Origin of the sequence: Haloparvum alkalitolerans, from assembly GCF_050122995.1 — an archaeon.
In the GTDB taxonomy this organism is placed as follows: Archaea; Halobacteriota; Halobacteria; order Halobacteriales; family Haloferacaceae; genus Haloparvum; species Haloparvum alkalitolerans.
Genome location: NZ_JBNLIA010000002.1, coordinates 116,550 through 134,004, shown reverse-complemented (window position 1 = coordinate 134,004; position 17,455 = coordinate 116,550). Strand labels below are relative to the sequence as shown.

The window sequence follows — 17,455 nt, the reverse complement described above, 5'->3', positions numbered from 1 at the left end:
CGGTGCGGTCGCGGGGTGGGTGCTGTGCGGTCGCGGTACCGTGCGGTGCGGTCGCGAGGTGGGTGCTGTGCGGTCGCGACGCTGGGCTCCGAGGTGGTGCTGTCCAGCGCGGCAGACCTGCGACGATCGGTCGCAAACCGGGTCGTCGCGGTCTCAGGGCGCGACGAGGTCGACGACCGTCTCGTCGTCGACGACGTGATTGTGCGCGCCCTCGTCGTCGTTCCAGAGGACGAGCGCGTTCTCGACGGAGAGCACCGCGCCGTACTCCGCCTCTCGGAGCGCGCGGTTCAACTCCGTCTCCCGGGTGAGGACGGCGTACTGCTCCAGGTCCTCCGAGCCGTCGCCGACCTTGAACAGCCGGTTGCCGCCGTCGCTCAGGTCGTGGCTCAGCTTCACCCAGAGGGCGTTCACGCGGTCGGTGACGTGTTCGTCGGCGGCCGCGAGCGGCATGTGGCGCTCGGGGCTGGCGGTCACGTCGACGCGCCGCTGTCCGTCCGGGCGGAGGATCGAGTAGGCGAACTGCACGTCGACGTTGACGAACTCGCCGGGCGCCTCGCCCGGGTCGCGGTCGGCCGCCTCGTCGAGCCGCCGCTGGAAGGGCGGGACCTCGAGGTCCGGGCGCACGTCGAACGACCAGCCGCGGTCGCTCGGGACCGCGTCGGGCCACAGGCGGAGCGTCGGGCTGTAGACGCTCGTCCCGGCGTCGGGCGGCGTCACCGCGCGCTCGATCTCGCGGAGGCCCGTCGCGGTGTTGAGGTCCGCGGGCGCGAGCGCGACGACCGAGCCGTCCGCGGCGAGCGCGTCCAGCGCCGCCTCGACGACCGGGACCGGCTCCGCGAGTTCCGAGAGCACGTTTCCGAACAGGACGAGGTCGAAGGGCTCGGTGGCCGGGCCGTCGTCATCGTTCCCCTCCAGCCCGAGGAACGATTCCGCGGTCTCGCGGTGGACCGTCGGCCGGAAGTTGCGGTCCGCCTCGTCGAGCAGCGCCTCCAGCACGTCCGCGGCGGCGCTCGGCTCGACCGCGTGGTACTCCACGACCGCGTCGTCGGGCAGGTAGTCGTGGAGGCCGAGCGCCGGGCCGCCGACGCCCGCGCCCACGTCGAGCACCCGAAGCCGGCGGTCGAGCAGCCCGTTCTCGGCGAGGTCGTCGAGGACGTAGCCGACCGCGGCGTAGTAGTCGGGCAGGTGGTAGATCGCGTAGCCGAGCGCGGCGACGCGGTCGTACTCCACGTCGTTCTGGAAGTAGTAATCCTCCTTCAGCCGGCGGACGGCCGCGCGGAGGTCGCCGCCCGAGTCGCCGCGGTGCCAGTTCGCACCGAACTCGCCGATCAGCAGGTCCTCGACTCCGAACGCGTACGCCTCGGGGAACGCCTCGGGCCCCCAACCCGGCAGCGGGGCGGGGTCGTCCTCGACCGGGACGAAGGTCCCGTCCTCGCGCTCGCGGAGGCCGAGGTCGAACGCCTCCTCGCGGAGCGTCTGTTTGACGACGGCCGGGTGAGCCCCGCCCTCGACGTAGTCGGCGAGCTCCTCGGGGTCGATCGGACGGACCTGTCTGAGGTACTTCGCGCTGTCGCGGACTGCGTCTCTGTCGATCATTGGGGTAGCATGTGGGTCATCTGGTGTGGGTCATCGGCGTGGTGTGGGCCATCGGAATCGGCGGGTCGGTCAGTCGTGTCTGTCGCGCGCGTCGCGTTCGCCGCGGGCCGCCTCGTAGAGCGCGGCGAACGCCTCGGGGTCGGCGTCCGCGAGGTCGCGCGCGGCCTCGGCGACCGCGTCGGCGCCGTCGAAGGCGCGCTGGATCTCGGCGTACACCGCCGGGGACCCCTCGGTGACGGTGTCCGCGAGGTCGTCGAGCGCGCCCGAGACCGGGGTGTGGAACTCCTCGCGCACGTCCTCGCCGGCGAGACGCCACGCGAGGATCGCCGCGTGCGCGCCTGCCTGTACCGTCTCCATCGCGCGGTCGTGCTCCTCGGGCGTCGTCTCGAACACGTCGTTGCCGCCGGCCTCCACGTCGGCGACGACCGCGTCGATCAGCGGGCCGCCGGCGTCGATCACGGCGGCGACGTTGCCCGGCACGCGCGGCGGCGCGAACAGGGGATGGAAGCTCGCCCGCTGGGCGTCCGGACACGCCGCGCGCAGCGCCGCGACCGGTTCCGCCATCGCCCCGGACACGTCGAAGACCGCCTCGCCGACGTTGTCGGCGTAGGCGTCGACCGCGTCCGGGACCGCGGACATCGGCACCGCGAGACAGACCGCGTCGAACGTCTCCGTCGTGTCGGGGTCGACCGCGCGGGCGTCGCGCGCGTCGGCCGCGTCGCGGGCGACGACGGGGTCGCGGTCGGCGAACGCCACCGTCCCCTCGACGGTGTCGGCGACCCACCGGCCCATCTCTCCGGCGCCCACGACGAGTAGATCCATCGGTCACTCGGGGTACGACGCCTGGGAGGTAAAAACGTTCGAAGCGCGCGCCGCTCGGCGAAACCCGGGCGCGATCAGAGCCGGTCGTCCTCGATGCTGCCGGGGTCCTCCGCCGTGTCGAACATGTTGTTCTCCGCGCCCTCCAGCATCTCGTCGCGGGGCTCCTCGTCGACGACGGTGACGTTGTACGCCTCGATGCCCGAGGAGATGAGCTCCTCGGCGGCCTGTTCCTCGGAGACGAACTCCTGTTCCGCGAGCTGCTGGAACTCGGAGTACACGTCGTCTGACAGCGAGAGTTCGAAGGTGGGCATACCTGGGGGTATCCCCTGCGTCCTTTTGAACCTTGGCTCCGGATGCGCGCCGTCGACACGACCGGTGCGGTGCCCCCAACGCGGCCGATCCGCCGGCGGTCACTCCTCGCCGACGCGCTCGCGGACCGCGTCGAGGAGGTCCCGCTCTGCCTCGACTTCCTCGCGCAACACGGCCAACGCGTCGGCGAGCGATCCGTGGTCGGCGAGGTAGGTGACGCCCACGGCGCTTTTGATCAGGTTCGCGGTCGGCCCGGTGAACGTCCGCGGCCCCAACTGCGCGACGGCGCCGTCGCCGACGGAGACCAGCCAGCCGGGCGTCTCGAAGGTCCACGTTTCGAACGCCGGCTCCCGGCCGGCCCTCAGCGCCTCCACCGCCTCCGCGACGTTGTTCGCGGCGGTCTCGGAGGCGCGAACCGCCGCCTGCGCGCTCGGCGGCACGACGGCGCCGCTCCCGTCCCGGACCCGTGCGGCGTCCCCGACGACGAAGGTGCGCTCGTCCAGCGCGAGGGTGCCGTCGACCTCCCGGCGACGGCCGTCCAGTGCGTCCGGGCCCCGCACCCCGCCGGTCCAGACCAACAGGCCGTGAGGGAGCGTCCCGGCGTCCGCCGAATCGACCGACTCCCCCGCCATCTCGACGGCGTCCGCGCCGGCGGCCGTCACGCGCGTCCCCGTCCGCACGGCCACGTCGAGGCGGTCGAGTTCCTCGCGGACGGCCGCCCGGAACTCCTCCGGAAAGCCGGGAACGACGCGGTCCTCCGCCTCCAGCAGCACCACCTCGACGTGGCCGGCGACCCCTTCGTCACGGGCGAACTGGGCGAGTTCGCCCGCCGTCTGGACGCCCGACAGGCCCGCGCCCGCGACCACCGCTCGGCCGCCACCGGCGTCGAGGACGCCGCGGAACTCCCGGCGGATCCGGCTCGCGTGCGGGAGCCGCTTGAGCGGGAGCGCGTGCTCCGCGACCCCCGGAACGTCGCGGTAGTCGGTCCCTGCGCCGAGCGCGACCACGACCACGTCGTAGTCGACCGCGTCGCCGTCCGCCAGCCGGACGGACCGATCCTCGCGGTCGACGGACGCCACCGTCGCCTCCCGGACCGTGGCCCGGTCCAGCAGGTCCGTCAGTGGGAGGGAGATGCGGTCGACGAACTCCGGCCGCCGGATGGCCCGGTGGAGTTCGTGCTGGATCAGGTGGTCGCCGGTCTCGTCGACGAGCGTCAGGTCGACGGCCGACGGCAACGTCCCTTCGAGCGTTCGCGTCGTGACGAGGCCCGCGTATCCGCCCCCGAGAACGACCACGCGCATATCGGGCGTCTGGTCCGGGGCCCACTAATGTCTGGTTGCGAGGCCGCCGGCGAACGCCCTCGGTGGCGCCTCTTCGCGCGGCCGTTCCGATCCACGTTTTTGCCCACTAGTCGGCTGTCGGTGGCAATCCTTATGCAGTATCGTCCGCAATTCTCGCGCGTGACAGTGACACTTCCCGGCCCGACGCTCGGCATCGTCGGGGGCGGTCAGCTGGGACGGATGATCGGCGAGGCGGTCGCGCCGCTGGGCGTCGAGGTGGTCGTGCTCGACCCGACGCCGGACCCGCCGGCCGCGCCGACGACCGCGGACCAGATCGTGGGGAGCTTCGACGACGAGGCGGCCGTCCGCGAACTCGCCGAGCGCGCGGACGCCGTGACCTACGAGATCGAGCTCGCGGACCCGGACCTGCTGGCGGCGGTGAGCGAGGAGTTCGACGTGCCGGTCCATCCCGACCCGTCGACGCTCCGCACCATCCAGGACAAGCTCGTCCAGAAGCGCGCGCTCGAGGAGGCGGGGATCCCGGTCCCGGAGTTCGTCGAGGTCTCCGACGAGGCGGCCCTCCGCCGCGCGGTCGAGGCGTTCGGCGGCGTCATGCTGAAGGCCCGCGAGGGGGGCTACGACGGCCGGGGTAACCGTCCCGTCGAGGACCCCGACGAGGCGGCCGCGGCGCTCGCGGAACTCGGCACGCACGCGATGGCCGAGACGCTCGTTCCTTTCGAGCGCGAGCTCTCCGTGATCGGCGTGAAGGGCCCCGACGGCGTGGCTACCTACCCCGTCACCGAGACCCTCCACCGCGAGGAGATCCTCCGCGAGAGCGTGGCGCCGGCCCGGGCGGACGACGCGGTGCTGGAGCGCGCGGAGGCGGTCGCGCGCGACGTGCTCGAGTTCCTCGACGGCCGCGGCGTCTACGGCATCGAACTGTTCGAGGCGCCGGACGGCGAGGTGCTGGTCAACGAGATCGCGCCCCGGCCCCACAACTCCGGGCACTGGACCATCGAGGGCGCGGCGACCTCGCAGTTCGAGAACCACGTCCGCGCCGTGTTGGGCTGGCCGCTCGGGCCGACCGACCTCGTCGCGCCCGCGGTCACCGCGAACGTGCTCGGCGACGTGGCCGAGCCGGAGCCCGCGACGCTGTCGGGCGTCGAGGCGGTGCTGGCCGCGGCCGACGCCGACCTCCACTGGTACGGCAAGCGCGAGGCCCGGCCGCTCCGCAAGATGGGCCACCTCACCGTGACCGGCGAGGAGGCAGACGCCGCTCCCGACGTGCCCGGCGACCGATCGCGCGCCGACCGCGCCGACCTGCTCGCCCGCGCCCGCGAATTGCGCGACGGACTGACCTTCACCGACGACTGACGACCGCGACCCACGACCGCGACCAACGGACACACGACACGCCACAATGACCACCGTTCAGAACCTCATCGACAGACTCGACGCGGAAGCCGACGCGGACGCCGACCCCGCCACGACCCCGGACGTGGGGATCATCATGGGCTCGGACTCGGACCTCGACACGATGGCGGGCGCCTACGACGCGCTCCGCGAACTCGGCTTCGCGGAACAGACCGACTTCGGGAACCCGCCGGACGCCCGGTTCACCTTCGAGAGCTACGTCGTCTCCGCACACCGCACGCCGGAGCTGATGTACGCCTACGGGGAGACGGCGGAGGCCCGGGGAGTCGACGTGATAATCGCCGGCGCGGGCGGCAAGTCCGCGGACCTGCCGAACATGACCGCCTCGGTCGCGTATCCGGTCCCCGTCATCGGCGTTCCCGTACAGGAGAAGTCCGTCGACAGCGTGCTGGGGATGCCCACGGGCGCGCCCATCGTCGCGGTCGACGCGGGTAAGTCGTTCAACGCCGGCCTCTCGGCCGCGCAGGTGCTCTCGCGGGAACACGAGGCGATCCGCGACCGGCTGGTCGCGTTCCACGACGAGCAGAAGGCCGGCGTCGCGGACGTCTCCGCGGCGCTGCACGACGAGGGGATCGACGCGTTCCGCGAGCGCGAGGAGTAGCGCCGGCCGCGCAGCGGGGGCGGTTCGCTCGCCGAGGGGCCGCGCCGCGACGGTCGCGCGCTCTCCGAGGGGTCGATTCGCACGCGCGCACCCGAGAATCAACGCTTATGTAGGGGCCAACCAAACTCGCGCACGTTACGGAGACCCGTATGAACGACTGGATAGCTATCGGCGCACTGGCGGTCGTCGGCCTCGCCATCCCGCTGGGGATGATGGCGGCGTCGGCGCTTCTTCGTCCGAGTGTGCCGGAACAAGGCAAACGCACGGTGTACGAGTCCGGCGAGGTCCCGACCGGAACGGCGCGCATTCGGTTCAACATCCAATACTACATGGTCGCGCTGCTGTTCCTCGTGTTCGACATCGAGACGGTGCTGCTGTTCCCGTGGGTCACCATCTACCGGCCCGCGCTCGAGCAGGGCGTCCCGCTTCTCGACGTTCTGTGGCCGATGCTGGCGTTCGTCGGCATCCTCGCGGTCGGACTCGTCTGGGCGTGGCGCAACGGCGCGGTGCAGTGGACCTCGAGCCCGCGCGCGACGGCCCGCAAGACGGAGCGTGAGACGGAACCATGAGCAGCGACCAACCCTTCATCACCGACGACTCCGCCGTACTGACCGAGACCCGCGACGCCCGGATGGGCGAGGGACGCGGCGACCGATTCAACTCCCGCCTCCGCGAGGCGTTCGGCTCCTCGCCGTTCATCCTCACCAAGTTCGACAAGTTCATGAACTGGGTGCGGGGGTCCTCGATGTTCATGCTGCAGTTCGGGATCGCCTGCTGCAGCATCGAGATGATGCACACCTACGCGGTCAAACACGACCTCGACCGCTTCGGCTCCGGTGTGCCGCGCGCCTCGCCGCGACAGGCCGACGTGATGATCGTCCCCGGGACGATCGTCTCGAAGTTCGCCCCGCGGATGAAGCGCGTCTACGACCAGATGCCCGAGCCGAAGTTCGTCGTCGGGATGGGCTCGTGTACCATCTCCGGCGGTCCCTTCCAGGAGGGGTACAACGTGGTCAAGGGCGCCGAGGAGGTCATCCCGGTCGACATCCACGTGCCGGGCTGTCCCCCGCGTCCGGAGGCGCTCGTCTACGGCGTCGCCAAACTGCAGGAGCGCATCGCCAACGGCGAGGCCTCCCCGGTGACGGTCAAGCCCTACGAGCTGGAACAGTTCTCGGACCTGGAGCAGGACGAACTCGTCGACCACCTCTCCGACCAGATCGACGAGGACGACCTGGTGATGCGGTACAACTTCGCTGATTCGCCATGAGTCTGGAAAAGCCAGAGGCCGACGAGGCGGTCGTTCCGGCCGACGACGCCGAGGACATCGCCGCCCTGCTGGGCGAGAACGTCATCGGCCGCGAGGAGCACGTCAACGCGCCGGGCTTCGTGGTCCGGCCGGACGCGGTCCAGGACACCCTCTCCACGCTCAAGGAGGAGGCCGGCTACGACCACCTCTCGGTCGTCACCGCCCAGGAGTACGAGAACCGCTACGAGTCGATCTACCACCTGAAGAAGTACGACGACCCGACCCAGGAGGTCAGCGTCGTCGTCCCCGCCGACAAGGAGAACCCGGTCTCCGAGTCCGGCGCCGGCGTCTTCAGCACGGCCGACTGGCACGAGCGCGAGGCGTACGACCTCGTCGGCATCGACTACGAGGGCCACCCCGACCTCCGGCGCATCCTGCTGCCGGAGACGTGGCAGGGGCACCCGCTCTCGATGGACTACGACCAGGACCAGCCGCAGGTCGTTAGCCTCTCCGAGCACGCCAACCCTCTGCAGGACGACTACAAGGACGCCGAGTCGGACACGATGTTCGTCAACATCGGTCCGCACCACCCGGCGACCCACGGCGTGCTCCACCTGAAGACGACGCTCGACGGCGAGCAGGTCGCGGACGTCGAATCCGACATCGGCTACCTCCACCGCAGCGAGGAGCAGATGGCTCAGAACGGCACGTACCGCTACCAGATCATGCCGTACCCGGACCGCTGGGACTACATCTCGGCGGGACTCCTCAACGAGTACGCGTACGCCCGCGCGGCCGAGGACCTCGCGGACATCGACGTCCCCGAGTACGCGCAGGTCATCCGCACGATGGGCGCGGAGATGTGCCGCATCGCCGCGCACATGCTCGCGCTCGCCACGTTCGCGCTGGACGTCAACGGCGACTTCACCGCGACGTTCATGTACGCGATCAACGACCGCGAGCAGGTGCAGAACCTGCTGGAGGACCTGACCGGCCAGCGGATGATGTTCAACTACTTCCGGCTCGGCGGCGTCGTCTGGGACCTGCCCGAGCCCCGCGAGGAGTTCTTCTCGAAGACGCGGGACTTCCTCGACCAGCTCCCGGAGTCCGTCGAGGAGTACCACGACCTGCTGACCTCCAACGAGATCTTCCAGATGCGGACGGTCGACACCGGCATCCTCCCGCCGGAGGTGGCGAAGGACTACGGTGCGACCGGTCCGGTCGCCCGCGGTTCCGGCGTCGACTACGACCTGCGCCGCGACGACCCCTACGGCTACTACGACGAGCTCGACTGGGACGTGGTGACCGAGGACGGCTGCGACAACTACGCCCGCCTGCTCGTCCGGATGCGGGAGGTCGAGGAGTCCGCCAAGATCATCGAACAGTGCGTCGACCTGCTGGAGGACTGGCCCGAGGACGAGCGCACGATCCAGGCCAACGTCCCGCGCACCCTCCGGCCGGACGACGACACCGAGATCTACCGCGCCGTCGAGGCCGCGAAGGGCGAACTCGGCATCTACATGCGCGCGGACGGCACCGACAAGCCCGCCCGCTTCAAGATCCGGTCGCCGTGCTTCTCCAACCTGCAGACGCTGCCGGAGATGGCGCAGGGCGAGTACATCCCGGACATGATCGCGGCGCTGGGTAGCCTCGACATCGTGCTCGGCGAGGTGGATCGGTGATGTCGCTCGCGCCCGCCCAGCTGTTCCCCGAGTTCGTCGCGAACGCGCTCGGGATCGGCGGCGTGCTCGGCGAGGTCGTCGGCGCGCTGATCGCCGCGTTCCTCGTCGGCAACGTCATGCTGACGTTCACGGGCGTCGCGGGCCCGTGGGCCAAGCGGAAGATCACGGCCGCGTTCACCGACCGCATCGCGGTCAACCGGATCGGGCCGTTCGGCCTGCTGATCATCCCGGCCGCGGCCGTCCAGCTCCTCGCGAAGGAACTGATCATCCCGGAGGGCGCCGACCGCCCCTCCTACGACCTGGCGCCCATCGTGCTGCCCGCGTCCGCGCTGCTCGGCTTCGCGGTGATCCCGATGGGCAACCTCGGTCCGATAAACGTCCAGCTCGCGGACCCCGAGGTCGGGTTCGCGCTGGTGTTCGCGTTCGCCTCCATCGCCTCCGTCTCGCTGGTGATGGCCGGCTACGCGTCCAACAACAAGTACTCGCTGCTCGGCGGCCTGCGGGCCGTCGCGCAGAACCTCGCGTACGAGATTCCCCTCATCGTCACGGCGATGTCCGTCGTGGTGTTCGCGGGGACGCTCCAGACCAGCGGCATCGTCGCCGCCCAGCAGGAGGCGCTCGTCACGCTCGGCGGGATCACCATCCCGTCGTGGTACGCGTTCGTCAACCCGTTCGCGTTCCTGCTGTTCCTCACGGCGAACATGGCGGAGATCGGCCGGAACCCCTTCGACATCCCGGAGGCCCCGACCGAGATCGTCGCCGGCTACCAGACCGAGTACTCCTCGGCGTACTTCGTGCTGTTCTACCTCGGGGAGTTCCTCCACATCTTCCTCGGCGGCGCCATCCTGACGATGGCGTTCCTCGGGGGCGCCTCCGGGCCGGGCCCGGAGAGCATCGGGTTCGTCTGGTTCGTCGTGAAGATCTGGGCGTTCTTCCTGTTCACCCAGTGGTGCCGGGCCGCGATGCCGCGGTTCCGCATCGACCAGCTCATCGAGGTGGGCTGGAAGGGAATGCTGGTGCTATCGTTCGCTAACCTCGTGCTCACGGCCGTACTCGTGGGGGTGACCGTCTGATGATCGGACTGCTCAAATCCATGGCGACGACGATGAAGCACGCGCTCGACGGCTCGACGTTCACGGTCGAGTACCCGGAGACGGCGCCGGAGGTGAGCCCGCGCTTCCGCGGCGTTCACAAGTTCAGCCAGGAGCGCTGCATCTGGTGCCGGCAGTGTGAGAACGTCTGTCCCAACGACACGATCCAGATCGTCCAGGACGACCAGCGCAACGGCGAGCAGTACAACCTCCACATCGGGCAGTGCATCTACTGCCGGCTGTGCGAGGAGGTCTGTCCCGTCGACGCCATCCTGCTGACGCAGAACTTCGAGTTCACCGCGGACACGAAGGACGACTTCGTCTACAACAAAGAACAGCTCAAGAACGTCCCGTGGTACAAGGGTATCGACCCGCTCAACTCCCGCAACCCCGACCGCAACGCGTGGGTCGGAGAGGGTGACGGGGAGGTCGATTACCAGTAGTTCCGCGAACGGCGTCGAGCCGTTCTCGAAACCTTCAAAGGAAATCTCATAGGAGACACACACAATGGTCTACGAAACCATCGCGTTCGCCCTGTTCGCCCTCGTTACGCTGGCGAGCAGCCTCGGCGTGGTTCTCGCTCGGGACGTGTTTCACGCGTCCCTGCTTCTGGGAGCCGCGCTGGTGAGCGTCGCGGTGCACTACGTGATGTTGCAGGCGGAGTTCCTCGCCGCCATGCAGATCCTCGTCTACGTGGGCGGGGTGCTCATCCTCATCACGTTCGCCGTGATGCTGACGCGGTCGACGGAGCCGGAGGTGCATAGCGCATGAGCGACCGCCGTTCCGGACTCGTCCCGGGGCTGGCGTCGGTCCTGCTGTTCGCGGCCATGGCCGCGGCGTTCGTGAACGCGGAGTTCGGCGAGCCGGCCGGCTTCGAGCTGTCCGGCGAGGCGGCCGACACGGTCGTCCACAACATCGGCTACGCCCTCTTCAACCTCGACCTCGGGAGCCTCGCCGCCAACACGGAGGGGTTCCTCGCCGCGTTCCTCATCGTCGCCTTGACGCTGGACGTGGCGGTCGACGGGGCGCTCTACCTCGCGAAGCGCGAGGAGGGCGGCTCCGTCGTCTCCGCGGTCGGTGAGGCGTTCACCGACGGCGGCCGGGAGGGGGGTGACCGCTGATGGTCCCGCCCACCTACTACCTGCTGTTGGCGGCCGGCATCTTCTGTATCGGCCTGTTCGGCGTCCTCACGCGGCGTGAGGTGCTGTACTTCCTGATGAGCGTGGAGCTGATGCTCAACGCGGCGAACATCAACCTGGTGGCGTTCTCGCTGTTCTACGGGGACCTCACCGGGCAGGTGTTCGCCCTGTTCGTCATCGCGCTGGCGGCCGCGGAGGTCGCCGTCGGGATCGGCATTATCCTCGTGCTGTACCGTAACTTCGGTGAGACAGACGTGACACTGACTTCGGAGATGAGGTGGTAACGATGGTGGACGCGTTCGCGTACGTGCCGGCCATCGTCCTGCTGCCGTTCGTATCGTTCCTCGTGGCGCTGGGCCTCGGGAAGTACCTCCCCAAGGGCGGCGCCTTCGGGGGCATCGCGGCGACCGCGGGCTCGTTCCTGCTGTCGCTGTGGGTGCTCGCGACGGTCGCAGGCGGGGCGGCCTACGACGAGACGATCTACACGTGGGCCGGCGGCGAGCAGTTCGAGCTCGCGTTCGGCCTGCTGATCGACCCGCTGTCGTCGCTGATGCTCGTCATCGTGACGCTCGTGGCGCTTTTAGTCCACGTGTTCTCGCTCGGCTACATGAACGACGAGGACGAGACGGGGCTCCCCCGGTACTACGCCGGCCTCGGCCTCTTCACCGCCTCGATGCTCGGGTTCGTCGTCGCCGACAACCTGCTGATGGCGTTCATGTTCTTCGAGCTGGTCGGGCTCTGCTCGTACCTGCTCATCGGCTTCCACTTCCGGGAGCCGGGGCCGCCGTCGGCGGCGAAGAAGGCGTTCCTCGTCACCCGCTTCGGGGACTACTTCTTCCTCGTCGGCGTGGTCGCGGTGTTCGCGACGTTCGGCACCGCGGGGTTCGCGGGCGCCGAGTCGTTCCCCGCGCTCGCTGAGGCGGCGCTCGCGGGCGAGTTCGACGCCTGGACGCCGTTCGGGCTCGACGCGATGACGTGGTTCACCGTCGTCGGCCTGCTGGTGCTGGGCGGCGCGGTCGGCAAGTCCGCGCAGTTCCCGCTGCACACGTGGCTCCCCGACGCGATGGAGGGCCCGACGCCGGTCTCCGCGCTCATCCACGCGGCGACGATGGTCGCGGCCGGCGTCTACCTCGTCGCGCGGATGTACGGCTTCTACGCGCTGACGCCGACGACGCTCGCGGTCATCGCGTTCATCGGCGGCTTCACGGCCCTGTTCGCGGCGACGATGGGCGTGGTGAAGGACGAGCTGAAGCAGGTGCTCGCGTACTCGACGATCTCGCAGTACGGCTACATGATGCTCGCGCTCGGCGCGGGCGGCTACGTGGCCGCGGTCTTCCACCTGACGACCCACGCGTTCTTCAAGGCGCTGCTGTTCCTCGGTGCCGGGTCGGTCATCATCGCGATGCACCACAACGAGGACATGTGGGACATGGGAGGGCTGAGGGACAAGATGCCCGTCACCTACTGGACGTTCCTCGCGGGCTCGCTCGCGCTCGCGGGCATCTTCCCGTTCGCGGGCTTCTGGTCGAAGGACGAGATCCTCTACGAGGCGCTCGTCCACGGCCTCAACGACCCGCTGCTTCTGGGCGGCTACGTCATGGGGCTGCTCGCGGTGCCCGTCACCGCGTTCTACACCTTCCGCATGGTGTTCCTGACGTTCCACGGCGAGCCGCGGTCGGAGCTGGCCGAGGACCCGCACTCGGTGCGCTGGAACGTGAAGGGGCCGCTGACGGTGCTCGGCACCCTCGCGGTCGTCACCGGATTCATCAACATGGTGCCGGTCAAGAAGGTGCTCGGCGTGAAGGGCATCGACGTGCTCCACCGCTGGCTCGACAACGAGTGGGGCGGCATCGACGGCCTCTCCTCGCACCACTACGCGGACATCGGTCCGTACAGTAGCGGCTACATCGCGGGCGGCGAGGTGCCCACCGTGCTGATCGGCGCGGGCGTCTCGCTCGGGCTGGCGCTGGCCGGCCTCGCGGTCGCGTGGACGCTGTACAACGTCGCCGAGCCGACGGAGCACACGGCGAAGCTCGGCGGCCTCAAGGACGTGCTGTACAACAACTACTACCAGGACGAGGTGCAGGTCTGGCTCGCCGCCCGGACGCAGGACGTCTCCGGCGGCGCGGACACCTTCGACCAGGGCATCGTCGACGGCGTCGTCAACGGCGTCTCCTCGGTGAGCCTGGCGGCCGGGCAGCGCGTCCGGCGGGTCCAGACGGGCGTGGTCACGCACTACGCCGCGATGTTGACGCTCGGGCTCACCGGCCTGCTTCTCCTGTTCGGTGTGCTCGGGGGGTGGTTCCTGTGATAATCGAGACGCTCATCGCCGTAACGTTCGTGAGCGCCGTGGTCGTCGCGCTCGCTCCCGACGAGTGGGCGGGACGGCTCGCGTTCGCGCTCAGTCTGCTCCCGTTCGTCGGGAGCCTCTACATGTGGTCACAGTTCGAGGCGGCCGGCAACGCCCTCACGGGCGGCGGCATCGCCTTCGAAACGCAGGCCGACTGGCTGGAGGTCGGCGGCTACACGCTCCAGTGGTTCGTCGGCGTCGACGGCATCAGCATGCCGCTGCTGGTGCTCACGACGTTCCTCGTCCCGCTAGCGATCCTCTCGGCGTGGACGCCCATCTCCGACCGCATCAGCCAGTTCTACGCGCTGCTGCTGTTCATGGAGGCGAACCTGCTCGGCGTGTTCACGGCGCTGGACTTCTTCGTCTGGTTCATCTTCTGGGAGGCCGTCCTCGTCCCGATGTACTTCCTCATCGGCGTCTGGGGCGGCCCGCGCCGGAAGTACGCCGCGATCAAGTTCTTCGCGTACACGAACCTCGCGTCGCTGGTCATGTTCATCGGGTTCATGGCGTTGGTGTTCGCGCTCCCGGTCGAGACGTTCGGGATGCCCGCGATCACCGCGGCGCTCGCGGCCGGCGAGGTCGAGGCGTTCTACGGGATCGCCCCCGACGCCATCCGGCTGTTCGCGTTCCTCGCGCTGTTCGTCGGCTTCGCGGTGAAGGTGCCGATGGTGCCGTTCCACACCTGGCTGCCGGACGCCCACGTGGAGGCGCCGACCCCGGTGTCGGTGCTGCTGGCCGGCGTCCTCCTGAAGATGGGGACGTACGCGCTGTTGCGGTTCAACTTCACGATGCTGCCCGAGGAGGCGACCGCGCTCGCGGTGCCGATCGCCGCGATAGCCGTGGTGTCGGTCATCTACGGCGCCATGCTGGCGCTGGCCCAGCAGGACCTCAAGCGCATCGTCGCCTACTCGTCCGTCTCGTCGATGGGCTACGTCATCCTCGGCCTGATCGCGTTCACCGAGTACGGCGTCGGCGGCGCGACGTTCCAGATGGTCGCGCACGGCCTCATCTCGGGGCTGATGTTCATGGCGGTCGGCGTCGTCTACAACGCGACGCACACGCGGATGCTCTCGGACATGTCCGGGATGGCAGACCGGATGCCCGTCGCGGTGGGCGTCCTCGTCGCCGGCGCGTTCGCGTACATGGGGCTGCCGCTGATGGCCGGCTTCGCGGGCGAGTTCTTCATCTTCGTGGGCTCGTTCGGCTCGCCGGTCGCGGGCGGCCTGATGCCGCTGTTCACCGCGGCGGCGATGTTCGGCATCGTCATCGTGGCGGGCTACCTGCTGCTGGCGATGCAGAAGACGCTGTTCGGGCCGTTCAGCCTCGCGACCGACTACGAGGTCGGCCGCGCGCCGGTCCGCGACGTGGCGCCGCTGATGGCGCTTCTGGGTGCCATCATCCTGCTCGGCGTCGCGCCGGACCTGTTCTTCGAGATGATCCGTGACGCCGTCGCGGACGTGGTCGCAGGAGGTGTCAACTAATGGCGACGCAACTCCCCGAGTGGGCCGCGCTCTCCCCCGTGCTGGCGCTCGCGCTGACGGGGCTCGCGCTGCTGCTCGTGGACACGATCAACCCGAACAGTCGTTCGAACACCTCCTCGGCCGTCGTGGCCGTGCTGGGGTCGCTCGCGTCGCTCGGCGCCGCGACGTGGTTCCTGCTGGCCGGGACCGGACAGGAGGGCACCGGCGGCGCGATCACCCTGCTCGCGGACGCGATCGTGGTGGACGGCCTCGCGCTGTTCTTCACGGTGGTCTTCGCGGTCGTGACGGCGCTGGTCGTCGTCGCGGCGCACGACTACCTCGCGGACGTGGACAGCCCCGGCGAGTTCTACTCGATGGTCCTGTTCGCGGCCACGGGGATGTCGCTGATGGCGGCCGCCAACTCGCTGGCGGTCGCGTTCGTCGCGCTGGAGATGGCGTCGCTGCCCTCCTACGCGCTGGTGACGTTCCTCAAGCGGAACAAGGGGAGCGTCGAGGCGGGGCTGAAGTACTTCCTCGTCGGCGCGGTCTCCTCCGCGGTGTTCGTCTTCGGCATCTCGCTGGTGTACGCCGCGACGGGGTCGCTGCTGCTGTCCGACGTGGCCGCTGGCCTGACGAGCGGTGACGCCCCGGTCGGCGTCGCCGGCATCGGGATCCTGATGGTGCTCGGCGGGCTGGCGTACAAGACCGCCTCCGTGCCGTTCCACTTCTGGGCGCCGGAGGCGTACGAGGGCGCGCCCGCGCCCGTGAGCGCGTTCCTGTCGTCCGCCTCGAAGGCGGCCGGCTTCGCGCTCGCGTTCCGCGTGTTCACCGAGGGCTTCGCGCTCGGGAGCGAACTCGTCGCGGGCGTCGACTGGGCGGTGGCGTTCGGCATCGTCGCCGTCGTCACGATGACGCTCGGCAACTTCGCGGCCGCGGTCCAGGAGAACGTCAAGCGGATGCTGGCGTACTCCTCCATCGGTCACGCCGGCTACGCGCTCATCGGGCTGGCGGCGATCTCGGTCGGCGGGGCCCACAACGGCGACGTGATGGGCGCCGCGATGGCGCACCTGCTCGTCTACGGGTTCATGAACACCGGCGCGTTCCTGTTCATCGCCCTCGCGGAGACGTGGGGCGTCGGGAAGACGTTCGAGGACTACAACGGCCTCGCGAGCAAGGCGCCGATGGCCTCGCTCGCGATGACCGTGTTTATGTTCTCGCTGGCGGGGCTGCCCCCGCTCGGCGGGTTCTTCTCGAAGTACTTCCTGTTCATGGGCGCGGTGTTCAACGGCTTCTGGTGGCTGGCGGCGGTCGGCGCCGCAAACAGCGTGCTGTCGCTGTACTACTACAGCCGCGTCGTGAAGGCGCTGTGGCTGGAGGAGCCGGCGGGCGACCTCGACGCGGTCGACTCGCGCCCGACGGCGCTGTACGCCGCGATCGTCTTCGCGGCGGTCGGTACGGTGCTCGTACTGCCCGGCTTCGGGCCGGTCATCGAGAGCGCGCAGGCGGCCGCGAACGCGCTGTTCGCGTAACGCGGACGCTTCTCACACGTTTTTCCGACGACGCATTCGGTCGTTGACCGGCGACGTATTTGTGACTGGTAGAGCGTTTCTACCTGCGCTTCGGACGGCGAGGTTTCCGTGTCGGCTGCAGATCCGGTTACTCCAGACAGCAACATCCAGAAAGCCCCAGCCGGCTCTCCCTCCTACTGATCTGGATCTGCTACAAATACTGCTCTAGACAGCAACATCCAGAAAGCCCCAGCCGGCTCGACCGCGCCGGGTTCCGGCAGGCGGTCCGGGCTGCCTGCGGTAGCGGGCTGCCGGGCTGCGACTGCCGTCGTCCCGCTCGGCAGGCTCGCGGGACCCTCGCTGCGCTCCTCGCTCTCCGCTTGGCGAGACAAACCGCGTCTCGCTAGCCTCCAGCGTGCAGTGGCGCGCTGGAGACACAGCCCGCTGCGGTGCTTGTCTGGCAAGACGGTCCGGGCGTTCCGTTGCGTCTCTCCGCACCGCCCGACGGACGGGTCCGGGCTGCGACTTGCTGACTCTCGCTCGGCAGGCTCGCGAGAGCGTCGTCCGGGCGGGTTCGAGCCGGCTGCCCCTTTCAGTCCCACCCCGCACAGCACCGCACCGCGACCGCACAGCAGCCTCACACCTCCCCAGCCTCGGCCGCGGGCGGGGCGCGGAACCGCAGCGCGGGACAAACCGCGTCCCGCTGGCCTCCGGCGTGCAGTGGCGCGCCGGAGACACCGCAGGCGGCCGCCCCGCGCCCTCCACCGAAAATCGGAGATTTTCGAGCAGCCAGCGTGCAGTAGCGCGCTGGCGACCTCGCGCGGTCGCGGCGACACGGGGTCGCCGCGGCGCGCGCCGACCGCACCGCCACGCACAGCACCGCGACCGCACGTGGGACGAACGTTTTTGGCTGATACCGAAGGACTCCCGCCGTGAG

General features: G+C 69.6%; 17 protein-coding genes. 13 read left to right on the top strand and 4 right to left on the bottom strand.

The window, feature by feature from the left end:
- Window positions 1-153 precede the first annotated feature (153 nt).
- From ACQE3L_RS02525 to ACQE3L_RS02510, 4 genes are all read right to left on the bottom strand, one after another.
- Window positions 154-1,596, bottom strand: coding sequence for a small ribosomal subunit Rsm22 family protein (locus ACQE3L_RS02525; RefSeq protein WP_426962222.1), 1,443 nt, complete (start codon window positions 1,594-1,596; stop codon window positions 154-156).
- Window positions 1,597-1,665: 69 nt separating this feature from the next.
- Complete coding sequence (locus ACQE3L_RS02520; RefSeq protein ID WP_426962221.1) at window positions 1,666-2,418, bottom strand: prephenate dehydrogenase; 753 nt, start codon at window positions 2,416-2,418, stop codon at window positions 1,666-1,668.
- 74 nt (window positions 2,419-2,492) lie between these two features.
- Complete coding sequence (locus ACQE3L_RS02515) at window positions 2,493-2,729, bottom strand: DUF7120 family protein (RefSeq protein ID WP_058365944.1); 237 nt, start codon at window positions 2,727-2,729, stop codon at window positions 2,493-2,495.
- A gap of 99 nt (window positions 2,730-2,828) precedes the next feature.
- Entirely contained in the window at window positions 2,829-4,028 is a 1,200-nt protein-coding gene (locus tag ACQE3L_RS02510) for an NAD(P)/FAD-dependent oxidoreductase (RefSeq protein WP_426962220.1), read from the bottom strand.
- A gap of 159 nt (window positions 4,029-4,187) precedes the next feature.
- Between ACQE3L_RS02510 and ACQE3L_RS02505 the strand changes: the two genes are divergently transcribed.
- The 13 genes from ACQE3L_RS02505 to ACQE3L_RS02445 all read left to right on the top strand — a co-directional run bounded on the left by ACQE3L_RS02505 (window position 4,188) and on the right by ACQE3L_RS02445 (window position 16,539).
- The gene (locus tag ACQE3L_RS02505; RefSeq protein WP_426962219.1) at window positions 4,188-5,381 is read left to right on the top strand and encodes a 5-(carboxyamino)imidazole ribonucleotide synthase; all 1,194 of its coding nucleotides are present in this window, start codon (window positions 4,188-4,190) and stop codon (window positions 5,379-5,381) included.
- Between the two features lie 46 nt (window positions 5,382-5,427).
- Window positions 5,428-6,042, top strand: coding sequence for a 5-(carboxyamino)imidazole ribonucleotide mutase (gene purE, locus ACQE3L_RS02500; protein ID WP_426962218.1), 615 nt, complete (start codon window positions 5,428-5,430; stop codon window positions 6,040-6,042).
- A gap of 149 nt (window positions 6,043-6,191) precedes the next feature.
- Window positions 6,192-6,611 carry an NADH-quinone oxidoreductase subunit A gene (locus ACQE3L_RS02495; RefSeq protein WP_426962217.1) on the top strand — a complete coding sequence of 140 codons (420 nt, stop codon included), beginning with the start codon at window positions 6,192-6,194 and terminating at the stop codon, window positions 6,609-6,611.
- Entirely contained in the window at window positions 6,608-7,309 is a 702-nt protein-coding gene (locus ACQE3L_RS02490) for an NADH-quinone oxidoreductase subunit B (protein WP_426962216.1), read from the top strand. The genes ACQE3L_RS02495 and ACQE3L_RS02490 overlap by 4 nt, the downstream gene beginning before the upstream one ends.
- Complete coding sequence (locus tag ACQE3L_RS02485; RefSeq protein ID WP_426962215.1) at window positions 7,306-8,970, top strand: NADH-quinone oxidoreductase subunit D; 1,665 nt, start codon at window positions 7,306-7,308, stop codon at window positions 8,968-8,970. The genes ACQE3L_RS02490 and ACQE3L_RS02485 overlap by 4 nt, the downstream gene beginning before the upstream one ends.
- On the top strand, window positions 8,970-10,043 hold the full coding sequence (locus ACQE3L_RS02480) for a complex I subunit 1/NuoH family protein (RefSeq protein ID WP_426962214.1): 1,074 nt from the start codon (window positions 8,970-8,972) through the stop codon (window positions 10,041-10,043). The genes ACQE3L_RS02485 and ACQE3L_RS02480 overlap by 1 nt, the downstream gene beginning before the upstream one ends.
- Window positions 10,043-10,504 (top strand): NuoI/complex I 23 kDa subunit family protein, encoded by a 462-nt coding sequence (locus ACQE3L_RS02475; protein ID WP_058365952.1) that lies wholly within the window; start codon window positions 10,043-10,045, stop codon window positions 10,502-10,504. The genes ACQE3L_RS02480 and ACQE3L_RS02475 overlap by 1 nt, the downstream gene beginning before the upstream one ends.
- A 64-nt stretch (window positions 10,505-10,568) precedes the next feature.
- Window positions 10,569-10,832, top strand: a complete 264-nt coding sequence (locus ACQE3L_RS02470) for an NADH-quinone oxidoreductase subunit J (protein WP_426962213.1) — start codon at window positions 10,569-10,571, stop codon at window positions 10,830-10,832.
- Window positions 10,829-11,182, top strand: a complete 354-nt coding sequence (locus tag ACQE3L_RS02465) for a hypothetical protein (RefSeq protein WP_426962212.1) — start codon at window positions 10,829-10,831, stop codon at window positions 11,180-11,182. The genes ACQE3L_RS02470 and ACQE3L_RS02465 overlap by 4 nt, the downstream gene beginning before the upstream one ends.
- On the top strand, window positions 11,182-11,484 hold the full coding sequence (gene nuoK, locus ACQE3L_RS02460; protein ID WP_426962211.1) for an NADH-quinone oxidoreductase subunit NuoK: 303 nt from the start codon (window positions 11,182-11,184) through the stop codon (window positions 11,482-11,484). Before ACQE3L_RS02465 ends, nuoK begins: the two co-directional genes overlap by 1 nt.
- Window positions 11,485-11,486: 2 nt before the next feature.
- Complete coding sequence (gene nuoL, locus ACQE3L_RS02455) at window positions 11,487-13,511, top strand: NADH-quinone oxidoreductase subunit L (protein ID WP_426962210.1); 2,025 nt, start codon at window positions 11,487-11,489, stop codon at window positions 13,509-13,511.
- The gene (locus tag ACQE3L_RS02450) at window positions 13,508-15,031 is read left to right on the top strand and encodes a complex I subunit 4 family protein (RefSeq protein WP_426962209.1); all 1,524 of its coding nucleotides are present in this window, start codon (window positions 13,508-13,510) and stop codon (window positions 15,029-15,031) included. The genes nuoL and ACQE3L_RS02450 overlap by 4 nt, the downstream gene beginning before the upstream one ends.
- Window positions 15,031-16,539: an NADH-quinone oxidoreductase subunit N gene (locus ACQE3L_RS02445; protein WP_426962208.1), complete on the top strand. Its 1,509-nt coding sequence runs from the start codon at window positions 15,031-15,033 to the stop codon at window positions 16,537-16,539. Before ACQE3L_RS02450 ends, ACQE3L_RS02445 begins: the two co-directional genes overlap by 1 nt.
- The last annotated feature ends 916 nt before the right edge of the window (window positions 16,540-17,455 follow it).